17 protein-coding genes are annotated in these 19,312 nt (G+C 44.7%); 15 read left to right on the forward strand and 2 right to left on the reverse strand.

Annotated features, from left to right (window positions below):
• Window positions 1-9: 9 nt before the first annotated feature.
• Window positions 10-708, forward strand: coding sequence for an L-ribulose-5-phosphate 4-epimerase (locus HPK16_RS12695; RefSeq protein ID WP_181677317.1), 699 nt, complete (start codon window positions 10-12; stop codon window positions 706-708).
• 17 nt (window positions 709-725) lie between these two features.
• Window positions 726-2,150, forward strand: coding sequence for an L-arabinose isomerase (araA, locus tag HPK16_RS12700; RefSeq protein WP_181677318.1), 1,425 nt, complete (start codon window positions 726-728; stop codon window positions 2,148-2,150).
• A 102-nt stretch (window positions 2,151-2,252) separates the two neighbouring features.
• Here araA and rpmB read toward each other — a convergent pair whose 3' ends face one another.
• Window positions 2,253-2,441, reverse strand: a complete 189-nt coding sequence (gene rpmB, locus HPK16_RS12705) for a 50S ribosomal protein L28 (RefSeq protein WP_036060116.1) — start codon at window positions 2,439-2,441, stop codon at window positions 2,253-2,255.
• A gap of 733 nt (window positions 2,442-3,174) precedes the next feature.
• Between rpmB and HPK16_RS12710 the strand changes: the two genes are divergently transcribed.
• The 13 genes from HPK16_RS12710 (at window position 3,175) to ftsY (ending at window position 18,717) form a co-directional block, all read left to right on the forward strand.
• A complete protein-coding gene (locus tag HPK16_RS12710; RefSeq protein WP_036069692.1) occupies window positions 3,175-3,540 on the forward strand; it encodes an Asp23/Gls24 family envelope stress response protein in 366 nt (121 codons plus the stop codon).
• A gap of 16 nt (window positions 3,541-3,556) precedes the next feature.
• The gene (locus HPK16_RS12715; protein ID WP_181677319.1) at window positions 3,557-5,215 is read left to right on the forward strand and encodes a DAK2 domain-containing protein; all 1,659 of its coding nucleotides are present in this window, start codon (window positions 3,557-3,559) and stop codon (window positions 5,213-5,215) included.
• Between the two features lie 192 nt (window positions 5,216-5,407).
• Window positions 5,408-6,070, forward strand: a complete 663-nt coding sequence (sdaAB, locus tag HPK16_RS12720) for an L-serine ammonia-lyase, iron-sulfur-dependent subunit beta (RefSeq protein ID WP_181677320.1) — start codon at window positions 5,408-5,410, stop codon at window positions 6,068-6,070.
• 305 nt (window positions 6,071-6,375) lie between these two features.
• Window positions 6,376-7,275 (forward strand): L-serine ammonia-lyase, iron-sulfur-dependent, subunit alpha, encoded by a 900-nt coding sequence (sdaAA, locus tag HPK16_RS12725; RefSeq protein WP_181677321.1) that lies wholly within the window; start codon window positions 6,376-6,378, stop codon window positions 7,273-7,275.
• Complete coding sequence (gene recG / locus HPK16_RS12730) at window positions 7,259-9,307, forward strand: ATP-dependent DNA helicase RecG (RefSeq protein ID WP_181677322.1); 2,049 nt, start codon at window positions 7,259-7,261, stop codon at window positions 9,305-9,307. Before sdaAA ends, recG begins: the two co-directional genes overlap by 17 nt.
• A 106-nt stretch (window positions 9,308-9,413) precedes the next feature.
• Window positions 9,414-9,998, forward strand: coding sequence for a transcription factor FapR (gene fapR / locus HPK16_RS12735; RefSeq protein WP_181677323.1), 585 nt, complete (start codon window positions 9,414-9,416; stop codon window positions 9,996-9,998).
• Entirely contained in the window at window positions 9,995-11,032 is a 1,038-nt protein-coding gene (gene plsX, locus HPK16_RS12740; RefSeq protein ID WP_181677324.1) for a phosphate acyltransferase PlsX, read from the forward strand. Before fapR ends, plsX begins: the two co-directional genes overlap by 4 nt.
• Window positions 11,025-11,975: an ACP S-malonyltransferase gene (gene fabD, locus HPK16_RS12745; RefSeq protein ID WP_181677325.1), complete on the forward strand. Its 951-nt coding sequence runs from the start codon at window positions 11,025-11,027 to the stop codon at window positions 11,973-11,975. The genes plsX and fabD overlap by 8 nt, the downstream gene beginning before the upstream one ends.
• On the forward strand, window positions 11,972-12,715 hold the full coding sequence (gene fabG, locus HPK16_RS12750; protein WP_181677326.1) for a 3-oxoacyl-[acyl-carrier-protein] reductase: 744 nt from the start codon (window positions 11,972-11,974) through the stop codon (window positions 12,713-12,715). The genes fabD and fabG overlap by 4 nt, the downstream gene beginning before the upstream one ends.
• Before the next feature lie 285 nt (window positions 12,716-13,000).
• On the forward strand, window positions 13,001-13,234 hold the full coding sequence (locus tag HPK16_RS12755) for an acyl carrier protein (RefSeq protein WP_036060159.1): 234 nt from the start codon (window positions 13,001-13,003) through the stop codon (window positions 13,232-13,234).
• Window positions 13,235-13,441: 207 nt separating this feature from the next.
• On the forward strand, window positions 13,442-14,131 hold the full coding sequence (gene rnc / locus HPK16_RS12760; protein ID WP_181677327.1) for a ribonuclease III: 690 nt from the start codon (window positions 13,442-13,444) through the stop codon (window positions 14,129-14,131).
• Between the two features lie 19 nt (window positions 14,132-14,150).
• Window positions 14,151-17,711: a chromosome segregation protein SMC gene (gene smc, locus HPK16_RS12765; RefSeq protein WP_181677328.1), complete on the forward strand. Its 3,561-nt coding sequence runs from the start codon at window positions 14,151-14,153 to the stop codon at window positions 17,709-17,711.
• A 16-nt stretch (window positions 17,712-17,727) separates the two neighbouring features.
• Entirely contained in the window at window positions 17,728-18,717 is a 990-nt protein-coding gene (gene ftsY / locus HPK16_RS12770) for a signal recognition particle-docking protein FtsY (protein WP_181677329.1), read from the forward strand.
• Between the two features lie 63 nt (window positions 18,718-18,780).
• Here ftsY and HPK16_RS12775 read toward each other — a convergent pair whose 3' ends face one another.
• Entirely contained in the window at window positions 18,781-19,308 is a 528-nt protein-coding gene (locus tag HPK16_RS12775; RefSeq protein ID WP_181677330.1) for a dihydrofolate reductase family protein, read from the reverse strand.
• Window positions 19,309-19,312: the final 4 nt, after the last annotated feature.

Raw genomic sequence — 19,312 nt, forward strand, 5'->3', positions numbered from 1 at the left:
GGGCTTTCGATGTTAGAAGATTTGAAAGAAGAGGTTTTCAAGGCTAATTTGGAATTACCAGAACGTGGACTTATTAAATATACGTGGGGCAATGTGAGTGCTTTTGACCGGGAATCGGGATGTTTTGTGATTAAACCGAGTGGTGTTAGTTATGCAGAAATGAAAGCATCGGATATGGTTGTTGTTGATTTGGATAATCGGGTTGTGGAGGGTGATTTAAACCCTTCTTCGGATACACCGACACATGCGGTGCTTTATAAACATTTTCCGGAAATCGGTGGCATCGTGCATACGCATTCAACATGGGCAACGATTTGGGCACAAGCTGGACTCGACGTTCCCGCTATGGGAACGACTCATGCGGATACCTTTTTCGGTGCGGTTCCTTGTGCACGAGTTTTAGCGCAGGAAGAGATTGATAGCGGATATGAGCATGAGACGGGGAATGTCATAGTAGAAACGTTTCAGGAGCGAGGCATCGACCCGATAGATGTGCCAGGGGTTTTGCTTCATGGGCATGGACCGTTCACATGGGGAAAAAATGCAGCTAGTGCAGTCATGAACGCAGTGGTTTTAGATGAAGTTTGCAAGATGAATTATTTTACGAGGCAGCTGAATAGTTATGCACAAGAGCTGCCAAAACGGGTGCTGGATAAGCATTTTTTGAGAAAACATGGGAAAAACGCCTATTATGGACAAGGAAAATAAAAGGAGCTGAAGTGAAAATGTTAAAAGTAGCTGAAAAAGAATTTTGGTTTGTCGTTGGTTCGCAACATTTGTACGGGGAAGAGGCTTTAAGAAGTGTGAAAAAAGATGCGGAAGAAATGGTTGATGCGCTGAATAAAAACGGGAATCTGCCATATCCGATCGTTCTAAAAGAGCTGGCAGTTACGGCGGATACGATTACGAAAATCATGAAAGAAGTGAATTATCGGGATGAAGTTGCTGGTGTTATTACGTGGATGCACACATTCTCGCCTGCGAAAATGTGGATCCGTGGCACGAAATTATTACAAAAACCATTACTTCATTTAGCGACGCAGTTTAACGAAAGTATCCCGTGGAAAACGATTGATATGGACTTTATGAATTTGAATCAATCGGCACACGGTGATCGTGAATATGGTTTTATTAACGCACGCCTTGGCAAACAGAACAAAATTGTGGTCGGCTATTGGCAAACAGAGCGTGTCATGACAGAGATTGCTGATTGGATGGATGTGGCGGTTGCTTATGAGGAAAGTTTTGCTATTAAAATTGCACGTTTCGGGGATAATATGCGAAATGTTGGTGTGACGGAAGGTGATAAGGTAGAGGCGCAAATCCAGTTCGGTTGGGTTGTCGATTATTTTGGAATTGGTGATTTAGTTCAAGTAATTGATGCCGTAACAGATGATGAAGTGGACGCTTTATTTGACGAGTACAAGCAGCTATATGACTTTGAATACGGCGATTACGATCAAAAGACGTGGGAAGCGCACGTCAAAGTACAAGCTCGCCAAGAAATTGGAATCCGTCGCTTCCTTGAGCAAGGGGAGTATAATGGGTTTACCTCCAATTTTGAAGACCTTTATGGGATGAAGCAATTACCTGGTCTTGCCGTACAACGTTTGATGGCAGAAGGATATGGATTTGCTGGCGAAGGTGACTGGAAAACGGCTGCGATTGACCGGTTGATGAAGGTTATGGCGCATAATAAAAATACAGGATTCATGGAAGATTATACGTACGAACTGGCAGCTGGGAAGGAAGCCATTTTGCAATCTCATATGATGGAAGTGGATCCTACGCTCGCTGCTAATAAGCCGAAAATTGTCGTTTCACCGCTTTCAATGGGAGATCGTGAAGACCCAGCACGTCTTGTTTTTGATGGGAAATCAGGAGACGGCGTCGTCGTTTCCATGGCGGATTTTGGCACGCATTATAAGTTGTTGATTAATGAAGTATCCGCATTTGAACCGACAGAACCAGCACCAAATTTACCAGTGGCGCGAGTTTTATGGGAAGTGAAACCGGGTTTCCATGAAGGTGTGCATGCCTGGATAGAAGCAGGGGGCGGACATCACACGGTTGTTTCGCTAGAGTTAACAACCGATCAAATTCTAACTTGGGCAAAATTAGTTGGATTAGAGACGACTGTGATTAAGTAACTAGATAAAACAGGATTTCCATCAATTTGCAATGGAAATCCTGTTTTTATTTTTTGGACAAAGAAAAAATGCAGCATCCGAAGACCTGCATCCATTTTCTTATTAAACACGTTCAACTTTACCGGACTTAAGCGCACGAGCTGAAACCCAAACTTTTTTAGGTTTGCCGTTTACTAAGATACGAACTTTTTGTAAGTTTGCTTTCCAAGTACGTTTGCTTGCGTTCATCGCGTGGGAACGTTTGTTACCCGAACGAGTTTTACGACCTGTGATTACGCATACTTTTGCCATCGTTATTTCCCTCCTTACAGAGCTACTTCAAAAAAGCTGCTAATTACCCATCTATCGCATAAAAATAGCTTTTTGTTTTTCATATACTACAATAATTTATCACAAACCAACCTCAATTGCAACCTCTTAAGCGAAAAACCTGCAAAGAATTTTTACTTGACAGTACGAAAAGCTGAAACAGCCCGTTAGCCTCGACAGAATTTGTTAGGGGGCGCAGTGAAAACCCGCCCTTGGTTTTTGCGGAGGCCACGAAAATTCCGAGAGGCTGGCTGTTGAAGCTAGCCCGAGCGTGAAAGCGTCGCAAACGAAAGCAGAACATGATGTACGCTGTGCCAGGAGTAGTGCTTGATTTTTAAGAACATGGAACGAATGCTCGCTACGTTCGTACTCATATTGAGGCTCTAATTCAGCAGAAGAGGCCTCATAAAAGCCACAACAAAAAGCCTACAAACAAACGCAGAACATGATATAAGTTGTGCTAGGAGTAGTGCTTGATTTTTAAGAACATGGAACGAATGCTCGCTTTGCTCACACTCATATTGAGGCTCTAATTCAGCAGAAGAGGCTTCATAAGAGCCACAACAACAAACTCCTTCCCAACCCCCATTAATTATAGTAGAATAGAAAGGAACAGAAATGTTAGTGTGATTTTTAAGTATTGATAGCGAGAAGTGCAGGCACGAAATCGGCTTCTTTCACAAAACCTACTTAACAATAAGGAGGAACTATAAAGATGACAATTGAAATGGAAACAAAGCTCGGCAAAATTGATATCACAACGGATGTGATCGCAACGCTTGCTGGGGGTGCAGCAGAGGAAAATTTCGGAATCGTAGGAATGGCAAGTCAGCATCAAATCCGTGATGGCTTGACTGATATTTTACGTCGTGAAAACTATACGAAAGGTGTTATTGTTCGTCAAGAGGATGACGGTTTAAATATTGATATGTATATTATTGTTGGTTTTGGTACCAAGATTTCGGAAGTGGCTCATAACGTACAAGAGCGCGTGAAGTATACATTAGAAAAAACGTTGGGCATCACAGTTGATTCTGTGAATATCTATGTCCAGGGTGTCCGTGTGACGAACGAAGCATAAGGGAGGATACGTAATCGTGAGTGTGTATCAGTTGAATGGAGAAAAATTAGCGGCAATGATTGCAGCTGGATCAGAAAATTTAGCAAAGAACGCAGATTTCGTGGATTCTTTGAATGTATTCCCAGTTCCAGACGGAGACACAGGGACCAATATGAATCTTTCTATGACGAGCGGTGCGCAAGAGGTTAGTCGAAATAGCATGAGCACGGTGGGCGCGGTAGGAAGCAGTTTAGCAAAAGGACTTCTAATGGGAGCGCGCGGTAATTCGGGTGTTATTTTATCCCAACTTTTCCGTGGCTTTTCAAAATCTATTGAAGGTAAAACCGAGTTAAATACGAAAGAATTGGCAGCTGCATTCACGGCTGGTGTTGAAACGGCTTACAAAGCAGTAATGAAACCAGTCGAGGGCACGATTTTGACGGTGGCTCGTGAAGCAGCCAAAGCGGGTGTTATCGCGGCCAATGAATCGGATGATATCGAATTCGTGATGCAACAAATCCTTGAAAAAGGTAGAATTGTGCTTGCCAAAACGCAAGAAATGTTGCCAGTTTTAAAAGAAGTTGGCGTCGTGGATAGTGGTGGGCAAGGTCTGATTATTATTTATGAAGGATTTTATGCGGCTTTAACAGGCAATGAAGACGGCATAACGAACTATACGGCTTCGATGGGTGAGTTAATTAACGCCGAACACCATCGCCATGTGCAGGACGTCATGTCAACGGAAGAAATCGTTTACGGTTATTGTACAGAAATCATGGTGCAAATCAATGAAAATAAACCGGGACAAAAGAAATTTGATGAAGAGAAATTCCGCGCTGATCTTTCGGAAATGGGCGATTCCCTGCTGGTTGTTGCAGATGATGAAGTAGCAAAAGTCCATGTTCATACAGAGTATCCGGGAAATGTTTTCAATTATGGTCAGCAATACGGTAGTCTAATCAAAATGAAAGTCGATAATATGCGAGAACAGCATCGCGAAGTCGTGAAAGATACGCCAGTAGAAGCATCTGAAAAAGCAGCTTACGGCATTGTAACGGTCTCAGTGGGAGACGGCATTAAGCGCTTATTTGAAAGTGTTGGTGCTACGGTTGTTCTTTCAGGCGGTCAAACGATGAATCCGAGTACCGAAGATATCGTGAAAGCGATTGAATCAGCAAATGCCGAGCAAGTTTTTGTGTTGCCGAATAATAAGAACATCCAAATGGCCGCAGATCAAGCCGCGCTTATTTTAGGCGAAGATAAGGTCAAAATTATTCCGACGAAAACGATTCCACAAGGTTTAGCAGCATTGCTTGTTTTCCAAGCAGATTTCACATTTGAGGATAATGCCAATGAGATGATTGCTGCTATTCAAGATATCGCAAGTGGGCAAGTGACGACAGCGGTTCGTGATACGACGGTGGACGGTGTGGCGATTAAGAAAGATGATTATATCGGGATTGTAGAAGGCGATATTAAAGTATGCCACCCGAGTCTGGAAGCAGCGACGGTTGCGACGCTTTCTGAGATGGTTGATGAGTATAGTGAGATTGTGACATTGCTTTACGGGAAAGACGTGACAGAAGCCGATGCTGAAAAAGTGGCGGAAGAAGTGTCTAATAAGTTTCCTGATATCGAATTCGAAATTCACTCGGGTGGGCAGCCGGTTTATCCATACATCTTCTCCGTCGAGTGACGAGAGGCGCGGCAAACGCTCATTTTCGTCGTTAAAGCCTGTGCTCCGATGCTCACGTACAGTCGTACGCTACGCTTCGGTGCTCGGCTTTGCCTAGAAACTAAGCATTTACCGCGCCTCTCTCAGCTTGGTAATCTACAGCGTGTTTGTAGTTAGATCGTTGTTATAATAATTATGAAGGGGTGATGTGGGATGAAATTTAATAGTGTGTTTGATATTATTGGGCCGGTGATGATTGGGCCTTCGAGTTCGCATACGGCGGGGGCTTGTCGGATTGGTGCGGTGGCTCGGAGTGTGTTTAATGAGATGCCGATGCAGGTGGATATTCATTTGTATGGGTCTTTTGCGAAGACGTATAAAGGGCATGGGACGGATGTGGCGCTGATTGGTGGTTTGCTTGGGTTCGAAACGGATGATGAGCGGATGCCGGATGCGATTAAACTGGCTGAGGAGTGGGGCATGCATATTAATTTCATCGAGGAACGCGAGGAAGCGGCTCACCCTAATACTGTAAAATTGGTGCTTAAAAATGGTATGCAACAAACGACTCTTGTCGGGGCATCGATCGGCGGCGGGAAAGTCGAGATTGTGCGCTTGAATGAGTTCGAATTGGAATTTACCGGGATGTCACCAGCTGTTTTAGTGTTACATAAAGATCGGTTCGGTGCGATTGCTGCGGTTTCTGGAGTTTTTGCCAAGCATGAAATTAATATCGGTCAAATGAAAGTTTCCAGAAAAGTAAAAGGTGATGAAGCCTTGATGGTGCTTGAGGTTGATCAGCTTGTCGAGCAGGTTGTACTAGATGAGATTAAGGAGTTACAGGATATTTATCAGGTGGCGAGTTTTGTTTTATGAAAAGCTGAAAGAGCCCGTTTAGCCTCGACAGAAATTGTTAGAGGGCGCAGTGAAAGTCCTTTCTTGACTTTTGCGGAGGCCACGAAATTTCCGAGAGGCTGGCTCTTGAAGCTGGATCTGTTGAAAAGCTGAAACGGCCCGTTCAGCTCCAGCTTTTGAAGAGTTGACTAAAAGGAGCGCAGTCTCGTTACATTCAACTGCATATTGTGGTTCTAATAAAGCAAACGATGCTTTCCAAGAACCACAACAAAGCTAGATCCTAAAGGCGCCAAACACGATTAAAAACATGATGAGGAGGTTAAAAAATGTTCCACTCAGTGGCAGAACTTATTGATATTGCAAATCGCGATAATAAGCCAATTTCGGAAATCATGATTGAGCGCGAAATGAGCGTAACGAACAATACGCGCGAAACGATTTTAGCCGTGATGGATCGTAATTTGACAGTGATGGAAGAGGCGATTGTTCGCGGGGAAGAGGGCGTTGAGTCTACTACTGGGTTGACTGGTGGCGATGCGGTTCTGATGCGCGACTATATTGCAAAAGGGAATATGTTGTCTGGTGAGACGATTTTAGATGCGGTTGCTAAAGCGATTGCGACAAATGAGGTCAATGCTGCGATGGGCGTAATTTGTGCGACACCAACTGCTGGTAGTGCTGGCGTTGTTCCTGGTGTGCTCTATGCGGTGAAGGATCGCTTGAACATGTCGCGTGATGATATGCTACGCTTCCTTTTTACAGCTGGGGCATTTGGATTTGTCGTGGCGAATAAGGCGTTTATTTCTGGTGCGGCAGGTGGTTGCCAGGCGGAAATTGGGTCGGCGAGTGCGATGGCGTCGGCGGCGATTGTGGAAGCGGCAGGCGGGACTCCCGAACAATCGGCCGAAGCAATGGCGATGACGATGAAAAATATGTTAGGACTTGTTTGTGATCCGGTGGCTGGTCTTGTTGAGGTACCATGTGTGAAACGTAACGCGCTAGGAGCTTCACAGGCGATGATTTCAGCGGATATGGCATTAGCGGGTATCAAAAGTAGAATTCCATGTGACGAAGTGATTGAGGCAATGTACCGTGTTGGGCTACAAATGCCGAGTTCGTTACGTGAAACCGGCGAAGGAGGTCTAGCGGCAACACCTACTGGTAGGGCAGTACAAAGAAAGATCTTTGGTTTGTCGCCGCAAGAGGAACGTGAAGAATCTGAATGATATTCCAGTGACTGACGTAAAAGGAGTCGGCGCTGAAACGGCAAAAACGTTAAAAGAATTGGATATAGAGACAGTAGCTGATTTACTTTTCAATTTCCCGTATCGGTATGAGGATTATCGGTTGCGGGATTTGTCCGAAGTGGCGCATGAGGAGCGGGTGACAGTGCAAGGAGAAGTCCTTACCGAGCCTACTCTCGCCTACTATGGAAGGAAGAAATCGAAGCTGTCTTTTCGCGTTGCATCAGGGCATCAAGTCGTGAAAATCGATTTTTTCAATCAGCCGTACATAAAAGGAAAGCTGGCAGTTGGTGATGCTGTGACGGTTTCGGGAAAATGGGATAAAGGTCGCGCGCAAATTACGGCGAGTAAATATAAGTTGGGACACCAAACCTCGGAGGAAGCGCTAGAAGGGGTTTACAGGCTAAAAGGTACAATTCGCAATAAAACGTTGCTGAAATTCACGACGACAGCTTTTGACGCGTACGGGGAATTGATTATTGAAATTTTACCTGAAAAATGGTTGCAAAAATATCAGCTGATTTCCAGACAGGAAGCGGTTCAATTTTTACATTTTCCAAAAAGTCCGGAAGAGCTAAAGCAGGCGCGGCGTCGGATGGTTTACGAAGAATTCCTGTTGTTCCAATTGAAAATGCAGCTATTTCGCAAAATTGAGCGGGAACGGTCTGGCGGGGTGTCGATTGATTATGATGTCAATAATCTGCGTCATTATATTGAGAGCTTGCCATTTCCGCTTACTGGTGCGCAAAAACGAGTGGTCAACGAAATATGTGGCGACATGAAATCGCATTTCCATATGAATCGCTTGCTTCAAGGGGACGTAGGATCAGGAAAAACCGTCGTGGCCTCGATTGCACTTTACGCTGCAGCAAAAAGTGGTTTTCAAGGCGCACTCATGGTCCCGACGGAGATTTTGGCAGAGCAGCATGCGAATTCTTTAGTCGATTTACTGCAACCCTTCGATGTGACCGTCGGACTCCTAACGAGTAGTGTCAAAGGAAAGCGGCGACGTGAAATGTTGGCGTTACTGGAAGCGGGAGAAATCGATGTTCTTGTCGGCACGCATGCCCTCATTCAAGACGAGGTTATTTTTAAGAAGCTAGGACTTGTTATCACGGATGAGCAACATCGATTCGGCGTTGAACAGCGGCGAGTTTTACGCGAAAAAGGCGAATTTCCCGACGTGTTATTCATGACGGCGACACCCATTCCGCGGACGCTTGCCATCACGGCTTTTGGTGAAATGGACGTGTCGGTTATCGATGAATTACCAGCTGGTCGGAAGCAAATCGAGACCTATTGGGTGAAACATCAAATGCTCGAACGCGTCATTGGTTTTATCGAACAGGAAATCACGAAAGGGCGTCAAGCTTACGTGATTTGTCCACTTATTGAAGAATCTGAAAAACTAGACGTTCAAAATGCTATCGATGTGTATAATATTCTAAATGGCAAATGGCAAGGCAAGCATTCCGCGGGCTTGATGCACGGCAAACTTCCATCGGTAGAAAAAGATCAAATTATGCGAGACTTCAACGATCACAAAATCGATTGTCTCGTATCCACGACGGTTGTCGAAGTTGGTGTTAACGTTCCAAACGCAACGATGATGGTTATTTATGACGCCGACCGCTTTGGTCTCGCGCAACTTCACCAGCTTCGTGGACGCGTTGGGCGTGGCGCTGAACAATCCTTCTGTGTTCTCATTGCTGATCCGAAAACGGAAGTCGGCAAGGAGCGGATGACGATTATGACCGAAACAAACGATGGCTTTGTTGTCAGTGAGCGCGACTTAGAACTCCGCGGTCCCGGCGATTTCTTTGGTAAAAAGCAAAGCGGTATCCCGGAATTCAAAGTCGCCGATATGGTGCACGACTATCGGGTTTTAGAAATTGCCCGTCAAGATGCTGTTGAAATCATTTACCACGATGGCTTTTTAGAACAAGCAGAATACACTCCATTACGCGACTTTTTCGAGGCAAATGGCGTCTTCGGTGAACAGAAATTAGACTGATTACTGAAATACGCCTAGCCTTATAACTTGCATGTTGGGAGCATTTTTTATATATTACTCTTAGTATCTGGTGTTAAATTTCAAAGAAGAAGAGGAGGGAACGCAGATGAAAAAATATCCGAAAAAAGAAAGACAAGCGCGGCTGGCCCAGGCCATTGAAGATAATCCATTTATCACGGATGAACAACTGGCCGAAAAGTTTCAAGTCAGTGTGCAGACGGTTCGACTAGACCGGGTTGCGCTTGCGATTCCAGAACTTCGCGAACGAATTAAGCATGTGGCTTCCGAAAACTACGCAGATGCCGTTCGCTCCCTTCCAATCGAAGAAATTATCGGTGAAATCATTGATATTGAATTAAATAAAGGCGCTATTTCGATTTTTGAAGTAGGTCCAGAACATGTTTTCAAACGAAATAAAATTGCCCGCGGACATCATTTGTTCGCCCAAGCCAACTCGCTTGCAACGGCTATTATCCCGAACGATTTAGCCTTGACAACGCAGGCAACCGTTCGATTTATTCATTCTGTAAAAGAAGGGGAACGCGTGATTGCGAAGGCGAAAGTACGTGATGATCGCGATAGTAAGTCCATCACAATTGTGGATGTCAACAGTTATGTCGGTGATGAACTGGTTTTAAAAGGAAAATTCGAGATGTACCATACAACAGAAAAAAGGAGTGACGTGAAATGAAAATTGCAGTAGATGCAATGGGCGGCGATAATGCGCCTAAAGAAATTGTGTTGGGTGTTATGAAAGCCGCCGCACAGTATAAAGATGTAGAATTCCTCCTTTTTGGTGATGAAGTGAAAATCAATGAATATTTGGCTGATAAAACGCGTATCCAAGTCATACATACGGACGAAAAAATCGAAAGTGATGATGAACCGGTCCGTGCTGTGAAACGTAAAAAGAAAGCGTCGATGGTTCTAGCCGCACAAGCCGTGAAAGATGGCGAAGCGGATGCCTGTATTTCTGCGGGGAACACAGGAGCCTTAATGGCAACTGGCTTGTTCGTGATTGGCCGCATAAAAGGAATCGATCGTCCAGCCTTAGCACCAACATTGCCAACCGTTACCGGAAAAGGCTTCGTTATGCTTGATTTAGGCGCGAATTCCGAAGCAAAACCCGAGCATCTTTTGCAGTTTGGGTTAATGGGTTCGGTTTACGCTGAGAAAGTCCGCAAAATCGAGCGTCCACGCGTGGCTTTGCTCAACATCGGAACCGAGGAAACAAAAGGAAATGATTTAACAAAACGTGCTTTTGAATTGATGAAAAATCAAGAAGCGTACAACTTTGTCGGCAATGTAGAAGCACGGGATATCATGATGGATGTCGCGGATGTCATCGTAACAGACGGCTTTACGGGCAACATGGTTTTGAAATCCATCGAAGGGACAGCTGGCGCCTTCTTCAGTCTTATGAAAATGAGTCTACTAAATGGCTTCAAAAATAAAATCGCCGCATCGTTCTTGAAAAAAGATTTGACGGAATTAAAAGCGAAAATGGACTACAGTGAATACGGTGGCGCCTGCTTATTCGGCGTTCAAGCCCCGGTTATTAAAGCACACGGATCATCGAATGCCAGAGCGATTTTTTCAACGATTCGCCAAGCGCGTGATATGGTTCAAAAACAAGTTGTCGAAACAATCGTTACTGAGGTCGCGAGCGGTCACTTAAAAGCAGAGCAAGATAAAGCAAATCAAGGAGGCACGAAAGATGAGTAAAATAGCATTCGTATTCCCAGGTCAAGGATCACAAAAGGTAGGCATGGGGCAAGATGTTGCAGCAGAATATCAAGAAGCGCAAGCCGTTTATACAGCTGCTGACGCTAAATTAGGCTACGCTATCACAGATATCATTGCAGAGGGCCCGATGGAACTTTTAACAAAATCAGAAAATGCTCAACCAGCGCTTGTTTCGACGAGTGTGGCGATTTTAAAGGCGCTGGAAACGTATGGCGTAAAGGCGGATTTCGTTGCCGGACATAGTTTAGGGGAGTACAGCGCGCTTGTTGCGGGTGGATTTTTAACTGCAGAGGACGCGATTTATTTAGTACACCGACGCGGTAAATTGATGGAAGCAGCCGTGCCAAATGGTCAAGGTGCGATGGCCGCTGTTTTAGGCTTAGATCGCGAAACACTTGGAGCTATAACGGATTCTGTCACAACAGCAGGCGACGATGTGCAGTTAGCGAATCTCAATTGCCCAGGTCAAATCGTTATTTCAGGAACCGTAGCAGGCGTTGAAAAAGCTGGTGAACAAGCGAAAGAAGCTGGCGCCAAACGTGTGTTACCTCTTGCGGTAAGCGGTCCGTTCCACTCGAAATTAATGGTTCCAGCAGCCGAACAATTCCAAGCCGAACTAGACCAAGTGACTTTTCAAGATGGCACAATTCCAGTCGTAAATAACGTTGATGCAAAAGCAACCACGGATAAAAACGCCATCCCAGAAAAATTAGTGCAGCAAATCTATTCACCTGTTTTGTGGGAAGATATCATTACAAATCTCGTAGCACAAGGCGTGGATACATTTGTTGAGATTGGTTCAGGAAAAGTACTTTCTGGCCTAATCAAGAAAATTAATCGCGATGTAACGATTCTTGCAGCAGGTGATGTTGCCTCTGTCAAAGAAGTAGCAGAACAATTAAAGGAGGCAGCCAAACAATGACTTTAACAGGAAAAGTAGCCCTAGTAACAGGCGGATCACGCGGAATTGGTCGCGAAATCGTCATGACACTAGCCAAACAAGGCGCGACGGTATTTTTTAATTATAATGGTTCTCAAGAAGCCGCAGAAGCAATCGTTAGTGAGATTGTGGCAGCTGGTGGAGAAGCCGCAGCGATGAAAGCCAATGTTGCTGTCGAGGAAGACGTACAAGCCTTATTTAAAGAAGCGGTAGACAAATATGGACGAATCGATATTTTAGTCAATAACGCAGGTATTACGCGCGATAACCTACTGATGCGCATGAAAGTAGACGAGTGGGATGCGGTTATTGATACGAATCTAAAAGGTGTTTTCCTTTGCACAAAAGCCGTTTCTCGTACGATGATGAAACAGCGCTACGGTAAAATTATTAATATCACATCTGTTGTTGGTTTGATTGGAAACGCTGGTCAAGCGAATTATGTGGCAAGTAAGGCCGGCGTGATTGGCCTTACAAAAACGACGGCGCGTGAATTAGCGACGCGCGGCATTAATGTGAATGCGGTCGCTCCAGGTTTTATTGCTACAGAAATGACGGATGAGTTAGATGAAGCGACGAAAGAAGCAATGTTAGCGCAAATCCCGCTTGGTAAATATGGTTCGGTGGAAGACGTTGCGAATGCGGTATTGTTCTTAGCGAGTGATGTTTCAAGCTATATGACGGGGCAGACGATTGCAATCGATGGCGGCATGACAATGTAATCTTTCAGCGCGACGAGAAACACCTATCTTCGTCGTTAAAGTCTGTGCTCCGATGCTCACGTACCACAGTACGCTCCGCTTCGGTGCTCGACTTTGCCTAGAATCTGGGCATTTCTCGTCGCCCAGCAGTTTGGCGGCACGGAGTTGGATTGGGAGTTAGTCGAAAATAAGGCTGAAATACGCCAGTTTCCGAGCTTTTGCGCATATTTTCATGTCTTTTTTTAATTAATAGTTTACGAATACGAAGAAATCCTATATAATACTTGGAGGGAGGTGAAGTAAACAATGGCAGAAGTATTAGAGAAAGTAACTAAGATTATCGTTGACCGTTTAGGCGTCGAGGAATCTAAAGTGACTTTAGAAGCTTCCTTCAAAGACGATCTAGGTGCAGATTCACTAGACGTTGTTGAATTGGTTATGGAACTTGAAGATGAATTTGGTGTAGAAATTTCAGACGATGATGCAGCAAATATTGAAAAAGTTGGGGACGCTGTGAAATACATAGAGGCGAACGCATAATTCCGACTTGTTTTAAACAAATGAACGAGGGTGTCTAGGTAGCACAGACTGTTTTAGACGGGTATTCCGGTTAAAAATTCTGTCGCACACCTAGACATCCTCTTTTTCCACATTAAAGTTTATTTTCTAAGCAGACTCTTCTCTTAAAAGATGTTTAGAAAATAAAGCTCTGATGTGTCTAGTTGATTGAAATGGAGGGCTTTACAGATGGATCTTTGGGAAGAATTACAGGAAAGTGTTGGTTTTACATTTACAGATACGAATCTTCTAAAAACGGCTTTTACGCACTCGTCTTACGTGAATGAACATCGCAAGGAAAAAATTCAGGATAATGAGCGCTTGGAGTTTCTAGGGGACGCGGTGCTTGAGGTGACGGTTTCGCATTACTTATTCACGAAATTTCCAAGTATGGCGGAAGGGCAAATGACGAAAATGCGTGCAGCAATCGTATGTGAACCTTCGCTCGTTGATTTTGCGGAAATGGTGAACTTCTCGCGGTATGTGAGACTTGGACGCGGGGAAGAGCGGGCTGGTGGTAGAACGCGCCCGGCGTTGCTTGCAGATGTGTTTGAGTCCTTTATTGGAGCGTTATTCCTTGATCAAGGGCTGGACAAGGTCGTGCGATTCCTCGAGCGCGTTGTGTTTCCAAAAATCGATGCTGGTTATTTTGAGCAAACTGTTGATTATAAAACGCAGCTACAAGAAATTGTGCAAAAAGACCGTGATGTCGTGATTACGTATACGATTCTAGATGAAAAAGGGCCTGCGCACAGCAAGGCTTTCGAGGCAATTGTTGCCATCAACCAAGAAAAACGCGGCGCTGGAACGGGTAAGACGAAGAAACAAGCGGAGCAAAATGCCGCCAAAAGCGCTATCCAAGCGTTGCGCCAAAACTAAGCGGTGAAGGAGTCCGGACATGTTATTAAAACGATTAGAAATGAATGGTTTCAAGTCATTTGCTGACAAAATGGTAATTGATTTTGTGCCGGGCACTACAGCGATAGTAGGCCCAAATGGAAGTGGAAAAAGTAATATTACCGAGGCGATTCGCTGGGTACTTGGGGAGCAGTCTGCCAAAAGTCTTCGCGGTGGTCGGATGGGTGATGTTATTTTTGCAGGAAGTGATTCGCGAAAACCAATTAATTTTGCGGAAGTGTCGCTTGTTTTTGAGAATGAGGATCGGTTTTTACCGCTTGATTATAGTGAGGTTTCGGTGACAAGGCGTATTTTCCGTAATGGGGACAGCGATTATTTGATTAATAAGCAGTCTTGCCGGCTGAAGGATATCGTGGATCTGTTTATGGATTCGGGCCTTGGACGCGAGTCGTTTTCAATTATTAGTCAAGGGAAAATTGATGAGATTCTAAATAGTAAGCCGGAGGAACGGCGCTCGATTTTTGAAGAAGCGGCGGGTGTTTTGAAATATAAACATCGCAAGAAGCAAGCGGAAAACAAGCTTTTTGAAACAGAAGAGAACTTGAACCGAGTGCAGGATATTTTATACGAGTTAGAGGGGCAATTGGAGCCGCTTGAGATGCAGGCGAGTGTGGCGAAGGATTATTTATTCCAGCAGGAAGAGTTGGAGAAATATGAAGTGACGTTACTCGTGGCTGAAATTGAAGCGTTCACGGAAAAAATTGCAATCCAAAAAGCGGAATTTGCGAAGAACGGTGAAATTTTGACGGCGATGCAAGCAGAAATTAAGCAGGAAGAAGCCCAGATTTTCGCGCAAAAGCAACTGCTCGCGGAGATGGATGAGCAAATGGACGTGACGCAGGCCGAACTTCTCGTTGTAACGGAGCGACTGGAACAATTGGAAGGGCAACGAAATGTGGCGCTGGAACGGAAGAAACATAGCAACGAGAACGAACAGGCAATGCATGCAAATCTGCAACAACTGGAAGCGAAGATTAAGACTTTTGAGGAACAAAAACAAGTACTTTTGCAAGATAAGCTAGAAAAAGAAACGGCGCTCGAGATTTTCCTGAAAGAAAAGAAGGTACTTGAGGCCAAATTGGCGGAGTATAGCAACTTATCGGAAGAAAAAATTGAGAACATGAAAAGTGATTATATTGAGTTACGCCATACGCAGACGACGATGAAAAATGATATTGGTTATTTGGAGCGGCAGTTGTCGCAGATGCAAGGTCGTTCGGAGAAACTGGATCATGAAAATCAGCAACATATTTCAGAGCGAAATGAAATTATTGCGAATGTCGAAAGTTTGACGAAACATCTAGAAGAAATGCGGACAAAACTGACGGATCAGATGGGAAATTATCAGTCGGTTCAGCAGGAATTGGCGAAACAGGAAGCGGTTTTCACGAAACAAGAGCGTGAAATGTATCGGCAATATGAAACGATTCAACAAGCGAAGTCGCGTCAGGAAACATTGGCGGAACTCGCGGATGATTACGCTGGATTTTTCCAAGGTGTTCGTGAAGTTTTGAAGGCGAAGAAGAAGTTGAACGGGATTATGGGCGCGTTTGTGGAATTAGTCGAGATTCCAGAGCATTACCAGAAGGCGCTTGAGATTGCGCTTGGTGCGAATGCCCAACATATTATTGTGCGCGATGATCAAGCGGCACGTGAAGCGATTGGTTATTTGAAAGAGACGCGAGCTGGACGGGCGACATTCTTACCGCTGACAACGATTCAGCCACGCCAAATTCCGATGGCGACAAAACACAGCTTAGAGCAACAACCAGCTTTTGTCGCGTTGGCAAGTGATGTTTTAACGTACGATGCCCAAGTAGAAAACGTGATTTTGAACGCGCTTGGTACGACCATTTTGGCAAAGGACTTAAAAGGCGCGAATCTACTCGCAAAATTGGTGAACTTCCGATATCGTGTGGTTACGTTGGAAGGTGATGTCGTGAACGCTGGTGGTTCGATGACTGGTGGAGCAACGGCGCAAGGAAAATCATCTATCATGACGCGTAAACACGAACTGGAAAACTTGAGCAAAACGATTGCACAAATGACAGTCTCTGTAGAGAAAACGGAGAAACAATTTACGGCATTGAAAGAAGAAGTCAAAGGAAAACGAGAGCAGCTAGAACAAGCACGGTCCATTGGCGAATCGCTTCGTTTGCAAGAGACGGAATTGCTCGGGAAAAAAGAGCGAGCGGAAGAACGTTTAGCCGTAGCGAACAAACAGCTCCAAATTTACGATATGGAGAAAGCGGAAGGCACGTCGGAGCATCAGCAATTGACGGAACGCAAAGAGAAATTGCAACAAGAATTAACGGTGCTGGCGCTAGAGATTATTGATAAAGATGAACAGATTCAGCGGATGACGAAGCAAAGCAAAGAGCAAGAACATAATCGTGCGAGTGATCAAGAAAGTTATTCGACACTTAAATCCCGCGTGGCAGTGAGTCGTGAACAGCTTCAAACCGCAGAACAAGCCTTGCTGACGCTAGAAACGGATATGACTGATTACTATAACCAAAAAGAGGCGATTACGTCAAAACTGGCGATGCTTCAAACGAACCTCGAAACGGTGCATACGAGTACGGAAGAGTTAGCTGAAATCATCGAGCAGGCGCGCTTGGCGAAGGAACAAACGGCAACGAAACGTGATGAATTACGCGAAAAACGCCTGGCGCTACAAGAAAGCTTGGCCGTTCAAGAAGAAGCCCTACAGCAAAAGCATAATCAAGCAAGTTTTTACATGGAGCAAAAAACAACCGTAGAGGTCAGTCTGAGTCGTTTAGATGCGGATGTAGACAATCGTTTAGAACGCTTATCGGAGGCCTATGTGCTCACTTTTGAGGCGGCTAAAGCTCGCAAGGTGGAAGACATGGACATCGATAACGCGCGGTCCAAAGTCCGGTTATTGAAACGTTCCATCGATGAACTTGGTGTCGTCAATATTGGCGCTATCGATGAATTCGAGCGGATTAAAGAACGTTTTGACTTCCTAAATGGGCAGCAAACGGATTTGCTCGAGGCTAAATCAACCTTGTTCCAAGTGATGGACGAGATGGATGAAGAGATGAAGAAGCGATTTGATGCCTCTTTCACAGCGATTCAGGCGGAATTTGCGATTGTTTTCCCTGAACTTTTTGGTGGTGGGCAGGCGCGACTTATTTTACAAAATCCGGATGAAGTTTTAACGACAGGCGTGGATATCGAAGCGCAACCACCAGGCAAGAAATTGCAGAACTTGAGTCTACTTTCGGGTGGCGAGCGAGCGTTAACGGCGATTGCTTTATTATTTGCGATTATTCGCGTGCGTCCGATGCCATTCTGTATTTTGGATGAAGTGGAGGCGGCGCTTGATGAGGCGAACGTGACGCGCTTTAGTCGTTATTTGAAGAAATTTGAAACGAATATTCAATTTATCGTTATCACTCACCGCAAGGGCACGATGGAGGAAGCGGATGTGCTGTACGGTGTAACAATGCAGGAATCCGGCGTCTCGAAGCTCGTTTCGGTACGCTTAGAAGAAACCGCAGAACTAATCAAATAGAGGAGTTGCAAACCGGATGACATTTTTTAAGAAAATAAAAGATAAACTAACGCAACAAACCGATTCTGTTACGGAAAAATTTAAAGATGGTTTATCCAAAACACGTGATAATTTCTCAGGTAAAATGAATGAACTTGTGGCGCGTTATCGTAAAGTGGATGAGGAATTTTTTGAAGAGTTGGAGGAAATTCTGATTCAGGCAGATGTTGGTTTTGAAACGGTGATGGAGCTTGTCGAGCAGTTACGCGAAGAGGTGAAGTTGCGTAATATTCAGGATCCGAAAGAAGTGCAGGAAGTCATCGTGGAGAAATTGGTGGCGATTTACCACGGCGAAGAGAAAGAATTACCAGAGTTAAATATCCAACCAGAGGGCTTGACTGTGATTCTTTTTGTCGGCGTGAATGGTGTTGGTAAAACAACGACAATCGGAAAACTAGCACATCATTTGAAAGCACAAGGCAAGAGCGTGCTTCTAGCGGCTGGCGATACGTTCCGAGCTGGGGCGATTGATCAGTTAGATGTTTGGGGTGAACGTGTCGGTGTGGACGTTATCAAGCAAGCTGAGGGCAGTGATCCTGCAGCGGTGATGTTTGATGCGGTACAAGCGGCCAAAGCGCGTAACGTGGATGTCTTGCTCTGTGACACGGCTGGACGTTTGCAAAACAAAGTGAACTTAATGAACGAGCTAGAAAAGGTGAAACGTGTCATCACGCGTGAGGTGCCAAATGCGCCACATGAGGTCTTGCTTGTCTTAGATGCGACCACTGGGCAAAATGCGTTTGTGCAGGCAAAACAGTTCAAAGAGGCGACAGATGTAAGCGGGATTGTGCTCACTAAATTAGACGGTACAGCAAAAGGTGGGATCGTGATTGCGATTCGTAATGAGCTGCATATCCCGGTTAAATTTGTTGGTTTGGGTGAAAAAATGGATGACCTTCAAGCTTTCGATGCGAATGAATATGTATATGGTTTGTTCGCAGATGTTATTGACGGTGCTAAAGACTAATACTATTTAGGCGATAGAAAAACCCGTCTATCAGAATTGTTTTTCTGGTAAACGGGTTATTTCCTATGCTTCGCTTTTTTTGTAATGTAGCTCGACAAACTGGCCGAAAGAAGTAGTATCAACTAATTCAAGGCGTTCTAGATAGTCGCCCTCTTCGAATAACCGTTTTCCTTTACCAAGCAGGATAGGCGTAATTTGAATCCACCACTCATCGATCATATTGGCTTCTAGAAGTGGTTTTAATAAGTTGCCGCCACCTACAATCCAAATGGGTTTTCCATCTTGTTCTTTTAATTCGTTAATAAAAGAAACTGGGTTTTCATGGATGGTATGGGTATCTTCAAAGGTTTTAGTCGTGTCTCTTGTGAAAACGTATACCTCTTGGTCTGGATAAAATGGTTCGCCTTTTTGTAGCTTTAGAACTTCTTCGTACGTGACGCGGCCCATGACGACTGCATCGATATTTTGGATGAATTTTTCGTAGGTGGTCCCTTCGCCTGTGTCTGTTTCGAATAGCCAGGTTAAACTATTGTCTTGGTCGGCTAGGTATCCGTCTAGGGTAACGGCGCCGTAAAAAACTACTTTTCTCATGATT

It is taken from the genome of Paenilisteria rustica (assembly GCF_013820765.1).
Classification (GTDB): domain Bacteria; phylum Bacillota; class Bacilli; order Lactobacillales; family Listeriaceae; genus Listeria_A; species Listeria_A rustica.

Excerpts from the sequence above, each read along its gene's own strand:
- sdaAB (WP_181677320.1), top strand. The coding sequence starts at position 5,408 with ATGAAATTTAATAGTGTGTTTGATATTATTGGGCCGGTGATGATTGGG.
- fabD (WP_181677325.1), top strand. The coding sequence starts at position 11,025 with ATGAGTAAAATAGCATTCGTATTCCCAGGTCAAGGATCACAAAAGGTA.
- HPK16_RS12755 (WP_036060159.1), top strand. The coding sequence starts at position 13,001 with ATGGCAGAAGTATTAGAGAAAGTAACTAAGATTATCGTTGACCGTTTA.
- rpmB (WP_036060116.1), bottom strand. The coding sequence starts at position 2,441 with ATGGCAAAAGTATGCGTAATCACAGGTCGTAAAACTCGTTCGGGTAAC.
- smc (WP_181677328.1), top strand. The coding sequence starts at position 14,151 with ATGTTATTAAAACGATTAGAAATGAATGGTTTCAAGTCATTTGCTGAC.
- araA (WP_181677318.1), top strand. The coding sequence starts at position 726 with ATGTTAAAAGTAGCTGAAAAAGAATTTTGGTTTGTCGTTGGTTCGCAA.
- HPK16_RS12775 (WP_181677330.1), bottom strand. The coding sequence starts at position 19,308 with ATGAGAAAAGTAGTTTTTTACGGCGCCGTTACCCTAGACGGATACCTA.
- HPK16_RS12710 (WP_036069692.1), top strand. The coding sequence starts at position 3,175 with ATGACAATTGAAATGGAAACAAAGCTCGGCAAAATTGATATCACAACG.
- HPK16_RS12695 (WP_181677317.1), top strand. The coding sequence starts at position 10 with ATGTTAGAAGATTTGAAAGAAGAGGTTTTCAAGGCTAATTTGGAATTA.
- rnc (WP_181677327.1), top strand. The coding sequence starts at position 13,442 with ATGGATCTTTGGGAAGAATTACAGGAAAGTGTTGGTTTTACATTTACA.
- sdaAA (WP_181677321.1), top strand. The coding sequence starts at position 6,376 with ATGTTCCACTCAGTGGCAGAACTTATTGATATTGCAAATCGCGATAAT.
- plsX (WP_181677324.1), top strand. The coding sequence starts at position 9,995 with ATGAAAATTGCAGTAGATGCAATGGGCGGCGATAATGCGCCTAAAGAA.
- ftsY (WP_181677329.1), top strand. The coding sequence starts at position 17,728 with ATGACATTTTTTAAGAAAATAAAAGATAAACTAACGCAACAAACCGAT.
- fabG (WP_181677326.1), top strand. The coding sequence starts at position 11,972 with ATGACTTTAACAGGAAAAGTAGCCCTAGTAACAGGCGGATCACGCGGA.
- fapR (WP_181677323.1), top strand. The coding sequence starts at position 9,414 with ATGAAAAAATATCCGAAAAAAGAAAGACAAGCGCGGCTGGCCCAGGCC.